The organism is Amycolatopsis sp. NPDC059021, from assembly GCF_042739895.1.
Lineage (GTDB): Bacteria > Actinomycetota > Actinomycetes > Mycobacteriales > Pseudonocardiaceae > Amycolatopsis.
Genome location: NZ_JBHYIQ010000117.1, coordinates 1 through 7,419, shown reverse-complemented (window position 1 = coordinate 7,419; position 7,419 = coordinate 1). Strand labels below are relative to the sequence as shown.

The window sequence follows — 7,419 nt, the reverse complement described above, 5'->3', positions numbered from 1 at the left end:
TCCTTGTGGGACTCTGGGTCCCGCAAGGAGGCCCCCACGGACGTCGGCGCGGAGTTGTCCACAACGACCCCGGCCATCCACAGATTTCCCGCGGCCCCACCAAACGGCCCCTGCCCTCGATACGCTGGTTGCAGGGGTGCCCCCGGGAGGGTGGGGGATGCTCTCAGGGATACAGGGTGGGGGATGCTCTTTTGCGATACAGGGCGAGGAGGCTCTCCGGGATGCAGGCGGGCGGGGTCAGCTGACGGGTTCGACGAGGCCCGCGCGGGCCTCGGGAGCTGCGGAGCGCAAGGCGTCCGCGGCCTCGTCACTGGGCTGTGACTGGGATTCCCGCTCGGCGTCGACCCGCGCCTTGTACAGCTCGATCTCGCGCCGGATCTGCTCGGCCGACCAGCCGAGCACCTCGGCGACCAGCCCGGCCACCTGCTCGGCGCAGTCGACGCCGCGGTGCGCGTACTCGATCGAGATCCGCGTCCGCCGCGCGAGCACGTCTTCCAGGTGCAGCGCGCCCTCGTGGCTGGCGGCGTAGACCACCTCGACCCCGAGGTAGTCCGGCGCCGCGTCCAGCGGCTTGAGCAGTTCCGGGCGCCCGTCGGCCAGCTTCAGCACCTCGTGCACCAGCGAGCCGTACCGGTCGAGCAGGTGCCGCACGCGGTACGGGTGCAGGCCGTGCTCCGCGGCGAGGTGATCGGCCTGGTTGACCAGCGCGTGGTACCCGTCGGCGCCGATCAGCGGGACCTTGTCGGTGATCGAGGACGGCGGACGGCCCGGCAGGTCGACCACCGCGGCGTCGACGGCGTCGGCCGCCATCACCCGGTACGTCGTGTACTTGCCGCCCGCGATCGCGACCAGCCCCGGCGCGACGCGCGCGACGGCGTGCTCCCGCGAGAGCTTCGACGTCTCTTCGCTCTCCCCCGCGAGCAACGGACGCAACCCCGCGTACACGCCCTCGATGTCGTCGTGCGTGAGCGGCGTCGCGAGCACGGTATTGACGTGCTCCAGCAGGTAGTCGATGTCGTGTTTGGTCGCCGCCGGATGCGCGAGGTCGAGGTTCCAGTCGGTGTCGGTGGTGCCGACGATCCAGTGGTTGCGCCACGGGATCACGAACAGCACGGACTTCTCGGTGCGCAGGATCATCCCCGATTCCGAGACGATCCGGTCGCGCGGGACGACGATGTGCACGCCCTTGCTCGCGCGCACCCGGAACCGGCCCCGGCCGCCGGACAGCCGCTGCAGCTCGTCGGTCCACACCCCGGTGCAGTTGATCACCGCGCCGGCCTGGATCTCGGTCTCCCGCCCGTCCTCGACGTCGCGCACGCGCACCCCGGAAATCCGGTCCGCCTCGCGCAGGAAGCCGACGACCTGGGTGGAGGTGCGGACGACGGCGCCGTAGTGCGCGGCGGTGCGCGCCACGGTCATGGTGTGCCGGGCGTCGTCGGACTGCGCGTCGTAGTACCGGATCCCGCCGATCAGCGCGGACCGCTTGAGCGCCGGAACCATCCGCAAAGCACCCGCACGGGTGAGGTGTTTCTGCCCCGGAACGGAGCGGGCGCCGCCCATCGTGTCGTACATCAGCAGGCCCGCGGCGGTGTAGGGCCGTTCCCACACGCGGTGGGTCAGCGGGTACAGGAAGCTGACCGGCTTCACCAGGTGCGGCGCGATCGTCGTGAGCATCAGCTCGCGCTCCCGCAACGCCTCCCGCACCAGGCCGAACTCCAGCTGCTCCAGATAGCGCAGCCCGCCGTGGAACAGCTTGCTCGACCGGCTCGACGTGCCGGAAGCGAGGTCACGGGCCTCGACCAGCGCGACCCGCAGCCCGCGGGTCGCCGCGTCGAGCGCGGTGCCCGCGCCGACCACACCCCCGCCGATGACCACGAGATCGAAGGTCTCCTTGCCGAGGCGCTGCCAGGATTCCTCGCGATGGAGCGGGCCCAGCCGCGCCGGGTTCTGGTCGGCTTCGCGCTGAGAGCTGGTCACGTGACACTCCTCCTCGGTACTCAGGGTTCCAGCATGGCACGTCCCGGTGACCATCCGCGCACCCTGGGATGACACGTGTGGCGTAACCCTCGACGATCTTGAAAACATGACTGCGTACGGCGCTGGAAGCAACTCGTACGCACAGGTAACGTCCCCGGGACGTGGGTCGGCAATGGCGCCGTACATCGCAGCTGAGCTCGACCCTGCGCGCAAAGTGTCCAGTGTGGAGGTCAGAACGTGAGTGCGGGAGCCATCTTCGTATGGGAGCTGCTGGGGACAGCGGCACTCATCTTGCTCGGTAACGGTGTCGTGGCGAACCACGTGCTACGCAAGAACAACGGCCACGGCGCGGGAACACTGTTCATCACCTTCGGCTGGGCGTTCGGCGTGTTCACCGGCGCCAGTATCGCCGCGCCGAGCCAAGCGCACCTGAACCCGGCCGTGACGCTCGGCCTCGCCATCGCCGGGAAGACCTCCTGGGCCGACGTCCCCTTCTACGTGCTCGGCCAGATGGTCGGTGCGATCATCGGCGCCGTGCTCTGCTGGGCGGCGTACAAACTCCAGTTCGACGATCACCCCGAGCCGGGCGAGACGCTGGGCATCTTTTCCACCGCACCGCAGATCCCGAACAAGGTGTGGAACCTCGTCACCGAGATCATCGGCACCTTCGTGCTGGTGGCCTGGATCCTGCTCAGCCCCGTCTACACCGCCGGCACCTCGGGCACGCCGACCTTCGGCAACTCGGCGCTCGGCTACGCCGGTGTGTCCTTTGTGGTCCTGGTGATCGGCATCTCGCTCGGCGGGCCGACCGGCTACGCCATCAACCCCGCCCGCGACCTCGGCCCGCGCATCGCCTACGCCTTCCTGCTGCCGATCAAGCGCAAGCGGGACGCGGACTGGGGCTACTCCTGGGTCCCGGTCATCGGCCCGCTGGCGGGCGGGGCGCTGGCCGCGCTGCTCTACCTCGGCGTGCACAACCTGACCTGAGCCCACCCCAGCAACGACTTTGGAGCCGACAAGCATGACTTCCTACGTAGCCGCGATCGACCAGGGCACCACGTCGACCCGCTGCATGATCTTCAACCACTCGGGCCGGGTGGTGGCGGTCGACCAGCGCGAGCACGAGCAGATCTTCCCCAAGGCGGGCTGGGTCGAGCACAACGCCGAGGAGATCTGGGAGAACACCCGCGCGGTCGCCGCCGGCGCGCTGGCCAAGGCCGACCTGCAGGCCGACGACATCGTGGCGGTCGGCATCACCAACCAGCGCGAGACCTCGCTCGTCTGGGACCGCACCACCGGCAAGCCGGTGTACAACGCGATCGTGTGGCAGGACACCCGCACCGACCGCATCGTCGCCGACCTGGGGGACCTCGGCGGCGGGCAGGAACGCTACCGCGCCAAGACCGGGCTGCCGCTGGCGACGTACTTCTCCGGCCCGAAGATCAAGTGGATCCTCGACAACGTCGAAGGCGCCCGTGAGAAGGCCGAGTCGGGCGACCTGATCTTCGGCAACATGGACACCTGGGTGCTGTGGAACATGACCGGCGGCACGGACGGCGGCGTCCACGTCACCGACCCGACCAACGCCTCGCGCACCCTCCTGATGGACCTCGACACCCTTTCGTGGGACGCCGGAATCGCCGAGGAGATGGGCATCCCGCTGTCCATGCTCCCGGAGATCCGCTCCTCGTCGGAGGAGTACGGCCGGGTCCGCGCGCGGGGCGCGCTGGCCGGGGTGCCGATCGCGGGCATCCTGGGCGACCAGCAGGCCGCGACCTTCGGCCAGGCCTGCCTTTCCTCCGGCGAAGCGAAGAACACCTACGGCACCGGCAACTTCGTCCTGCTCAACACCGGCACCGAGAAGGTGATGTCGGAGAACGGCCTGCTCACCACGGTCTGCTACAAGATCGGCACCAACGACACGGTGTACGCGCTGGAAGGCTCCATCGCGGTCACCGGTTCGCTCGTGCAGTGGCTGCGCGACAACCTCGGACTCATCTCCTCGGCCGCCGAGATCGAGCAATTCGCCGGCACCGTCGAGGACAACGGCGGCGCGTACTTCGTCCCGGCGTTCTCCGGCCTCTTCGCGCCGTACTGGCGTTCTGACGCGCGAGGCGCCATCGTCGGCCTCACCCGGTACGTCAACAAGGGCCACATCTCCCGCGCGGTGCTCGAGGCCACCGCGTTCCAGTCGCGCGAGGTGATCGAGGCGATGAACGCCGACTCCGGCGTACCGCTGAAGTCGCTCAAGGTCGACGGCGGCATGGTCGTCAACGAACTGCTCATGCAGTTCCAGGCCGACATCCTGGGCGTGCCGGTGATCCGCCCGGTGGTCAACGAGACCACCGCGCTGGGCGCCGCCTACGCCGCCGGGCTCGCCGTCGGCTTCTGGAAGACCGAGGACGACATCCGCACCAACTGGGCCAAGGACAAGCAGTGGGACCCGTCGATGGACGAAGCCCGCCGCGAATCCGAATACCGCAACTGGAAGAAGGCCGTCACCAAGACCTTCGACTGGATCACCGACGAAGCCTGACCGCCGGGACCACGGTATCGGGGGACCTTTGCTCTCCTTCGGCGAGAGCAAAGGTCCCTTGCTCCTCCTGCCCGGACGTCACGATGCCGCCGCACCAGCGAGCGCACCACCACCGGTCTGCGGAGCACCACGGGGTTTGACCGGCACCTGCCCGCCCGGCTTCGCGGGCACGGGCTTGGCGGGCGACGCCGACGGCGGCTTCGGTGGCGGGGCCGACGTCGGCCCCGGCAGCACGGTGAACGTGGCGGTCAGCGTCTTCCCGTTGTACTTGCACAGATAGCTGGCCTTGTAAGTCCCGGACCGCGAAGTGGCTTTACCCTTGCCACTCCACACGCCCTCGATACCCGCCTGCTTGGACAACTGGATCGGCTCCGCGAAACCGTCCGAATGCGCCTGCTCGGTCGCACCGCAGATCGGATACCCCGCCGTCACCGTGAGAATTTCCCCTGCTCGCACCGGATTCGGCTCGATGATGAGGCTGTCCTCCTCCGCGGCGCCTGCCGGAGCCGCGAACAACGTCGACCCCAGCAGTCCGCCCGCGACCAGGGCAGCCACCACCCGGGCACGTCCACGTCTTTCCTCGCTGTGCGCGCTCGCGCGCTTTTCCTTCGCCATAACCGGAACACGCCTGGCGCCCTGATGAAGTTGTCGGTGAAACGAACGAATACCTCAGGCATCCCACCCTTCCGGGTTCCCGGACCGCTCGTTCGGCGCGATCAGCCGGAACGACGCGCCCTGATCGTCCACAACCGCCGCGACCCGGCCGTACGCCGAATCGGCGGGCGGGGCCACGATCGTGCCGCCCAGCTCGGTCACCTTGGCCGCACTGGCATCCGCGTCCGCGACGGCGAAGTACGTCGTCCAGTTGGCGGGTACCTCGGGCGGGGTGTCCGCGGGCAACAGCCCGATGCCACCGGCGGGACGGCCGTCGATATCGAGCGTCGCGTACCGGAATCCCTCGGCGGAAATATCGCCGAACGAGTAGCCGAAAACCTCGCCGTAGAACGTCTTCGCCGCTTCGTAGTCGCGGGTCATGATCTCGTTCCACGCCTGCGTTCCCGGCGCCTCCAGCACCTGCGTGCCGAAATGCCTGCCCGGCTGCCACAGGCCGAACACGGCACCGGTCGGATCGGCCGCGACGGCCATCCGCCCCTCCGCCATCACGTCCATCGGCGCCATCAGGATCTGCCCGCCGGCACCGGTCACGGCGGCCGCGGTCTTGTCCACATCGGACACCGCGAGGTACGTGGTCCACACCGTCGGCATCCCGGCCTGCCCCGGCGGGATCTCGCCGATCCCGGCGACCGGACGGCCGCCGAGCATCGCCATCCCGTAGTGGCCGGTCTCCTCGCCACCCACCGCGACCTCCCAGCCCAGCAGCGCGCTGTAGAAGTCGACGGCCTTTCTCTGGTCGGGCGCCATCAGATCCACCCAGCAGGGTGTCCCGTCCGGCCAGCGTTCATCGCGGAACAACATTTCGGATCTCCCGGTCCCTAGTCGACGCCGGCTTGTGTCGGCGGTCACAGTGTTGCACCGGGGACCGACAAAAACGGGAGCGTCCGCTCAGACCACCGTCCCGCCGTCACCCGTCTGAGGGGCCCCGACCGGAATCCTGCTCACCTGGCGCCCGCTCGCGGGCACCGGTTCGGGCGCCGGTCGCGGCACGGTCTTCGGCGGCGCCGGAGCGGCGGGCGTGGTCGTGGCCGTCCTGGGCGCCTTGACCTCGAAGTTCCCGCTCACCGTGCGTTTCCCGCACAGCACGGAGACCGGGTAGAACCCGGGCTTGGCGTCCGGGTGCACGTGCCCGATCGCGTTCTGGACCAGCTTCGGTGTTTCGGTGACGACCTCGAACACACCGATGTCGAGCACCGGCGAAGTCACCTTTCCGAGTTCCTCGCGCGCGCAGCCGACGGCCACGAGCACGTCGTCACCCGGCAACGCCGGCTGCAGCGAGACGGACACATAGGGATAAGGCGACAACGACTCGGCGTCCGGTGCCCGTGACGGCTCCGGCTGCCCGGACGTCGTAGACGGAACGGGATCCGCGATTCCGGCGGCAGGCACCGCCAGCGCCATGCCGCACGCCAGCGCCGCGGCGATCGAGAGTCTCACCCTGGTCACCTCACGATCAAATGTGCGTAGACGATGATGTTGTCCAGATAGCTGTGCGCGTTCCGGTCGAAGGCGCCGCCGCACGTGATGAGCCGCAGCTCCGGCGTGTTCGTGTCGCCGTAGACGGCGTCGGTCGGGAAGCGGTCCTTGGCGACCTGGTCCACCTTGGTGACGGCGAACCGCGCGGTCGAACCGTCCTTGCGGGACACCGAAATCCGGTCACCCGGCGCGAGTTCGCGCAGCCGGTAGAAAATCCCCGCCTGCTTGTTCCCGTCGACATGGCCGAGAATCACCGCGGGCCCCATCTCCCCCGGCGTCGGGCCGTTCTCGTACCACCCGGCCTGCAACGGGGTCTCCACCGGCGGTACCTGCACGGTGTTGTCCGGGTTGAGCCCCAGCGGGATCAGCGAAGACCGCGCGCCGATCTTCGGGATGTCCAGCGAAACCGGTTCCGCCTTGGCCATGCCCTGCGCCTGCGCGGCGTTCTCCCCACCACTCGCCGGCGCCGCTCCCGCCTGCTGCGTTGTCGCCGGCGGCCGGGCGCCCGTCTCGCCGCCCGCACCAGGCGTCGAGAACACCAGGACCAGCGCCGCCAGGACGGCGAGCAGGACCACCACGAGCACGATCAGCGCCCGCCGGCTGCGCAACATCGTCGACGTCATTTCGTCCCCTCGGTACCTCTGTGGTGAGCGCGGGGGGGGCCCCCCCCCCCGCGCGCGGGGGCCCCCGGGGCCCCCCCCCCCCCCACCACCCGGGGGCGCCCCCCACCCGGAGACCGACCCCCCCGCCCAGAC

Annotated in this window: 7 protein-coding genes; 2 read left to right on the top strand and 5 right to left on the bottom strand. The window is 69.5% G+C overall.

Going from position 1 to position 7,419, the window contains the following annotated elements; all coding sequences use genetic code 11:
- Window positions 1-237: 237 nt before the first annotated feature.
- Window positions 238-1,977, bottom strand: coding sequence for a glycerol-3-phosphate dehydrogenase/oxidase (locus tag ACFWX1_RS41490; protein WP_378395379.1), 1,740 nt, complete (start codon window positions 1,975-1,977; stop codon window positions 238-240).
- Between the two features lie 237 nt (window positions 1,978-2,214).
- Between ACFWX1_RS41490 and ACFWX1_RS41485 the strand changes: the two genes are divergently transcribed.
- Window positions 2,215-2,964, top strand: coding sequence for an MIP/aquaporin family protein (locus tag ACFWX1_RS41485; RefSeq protein WP_378395378.1), 750 nt, complete (start codon window positions 2,215-2,217; stop codon window positions 2,962-2,964).
- Window positions 2,965-2,998: 34 nt separating this feature from the next.
- Window positions 2,999-4,513: a glycerol kinase GlpK gene (glpK, locus tag ACFWX1_RS41480; protein WP_378395377.1), complete on the top strand. Its 1,515-nt coding sequence runs from the start codon at window positions 2,999-3,001 to the stop codon at window positions 4,511-4,513.
- Between the two features lie 78 nt (window positions 4,514-4,591).
- On the opposite strand, the gene ACFWX1_RS41475 is transcribed toward glpK, so the two are convergent.
- From ACFWX1_RS41475 to ACFWX1_RS41460, 4 genes are all read right to left on the bottom strand, one after another.
- Window positions 4,592-5,128 (bottom strand): hypothetical protein, encoded by a 537-nt coding sequence (locus ACFWX1_RS41475; protein WP_378395376.1) that lies wholly within the window; start codon window positions 5,126-5,128, stop codon window positions 4,592-4,594.
- Window positions 5,129-5,182: 54 nt separating this feature from the next.
- Window positions 5,183-5,989: a VOC family protein gene (locus ACFWX1_RS41470; RefSeq protein ID WP_378395375.1), complete on the bottom strand. Its 807-nt coding sequence runs from the start codon at window positions 5,987-5,989 to the stop codon at window positions 5,183-5,185.
- A gap of 87 nt (window positions 5,990-6,076) precedes the next feature.
- Window positions 6,077-6,634 (bottom strand): hypothetical protein, encoded by a 558-nt coding sequence (locus tag ACFWX1_RS41465; protein ID WP_378395374.1) that lies wholly within the window; start codon window positions 6,632-6,634, stop codon window positions 6,077-6,079.
- A complete protein-coding gene (locus ACFWX1_RS41460; RefSeq protein ID WP_378395373.1) occupies window positions 6,631-7,287 on the bottom strand; it encodes a class F sortase in 657 nt (218 codons plus the stop codon). Before ACFWX1_RS41460 ends, ACFWX1_RS41465 begins: the two co-directional genes overlap by 4 nt.
- Window positions 7,288-7,419 lie beyond the last annotated feature (132 nt).

Bases quoted from the DNA above. Each gene is read 5' to 3' on its own strand.
- glpK (WP_378395377.1), top strand. From the start codon at position 2,999: ATGACTTCCTACGTAGCCGCGATCGACCAGGGCACCACGTCGACCCGC.
- ACFWX1_RS41475 (WP_378395376.1), bottom strand. From the start codon at position 5,128: ATGGCGAAGGAAAAGCGCGCGAGCGCGCACAGCGAGGAAAGACGTGGA.
- ACFWX1_RS41470 (WP_378395375.1), bottom strand. From the start codon at position 5,989: ATGTTGTTCCGCGATGAACGCTGGCCGGACGGGACACCCTGCTGGGTG.
- ACFWX1_RS41460 (WP_378395373.1), bottom strand. From the start codon at position 7,287: ATGACGTCGACGATGTTGCGCAGCCGGCGGGCGCTGATCGTGCTCGTG.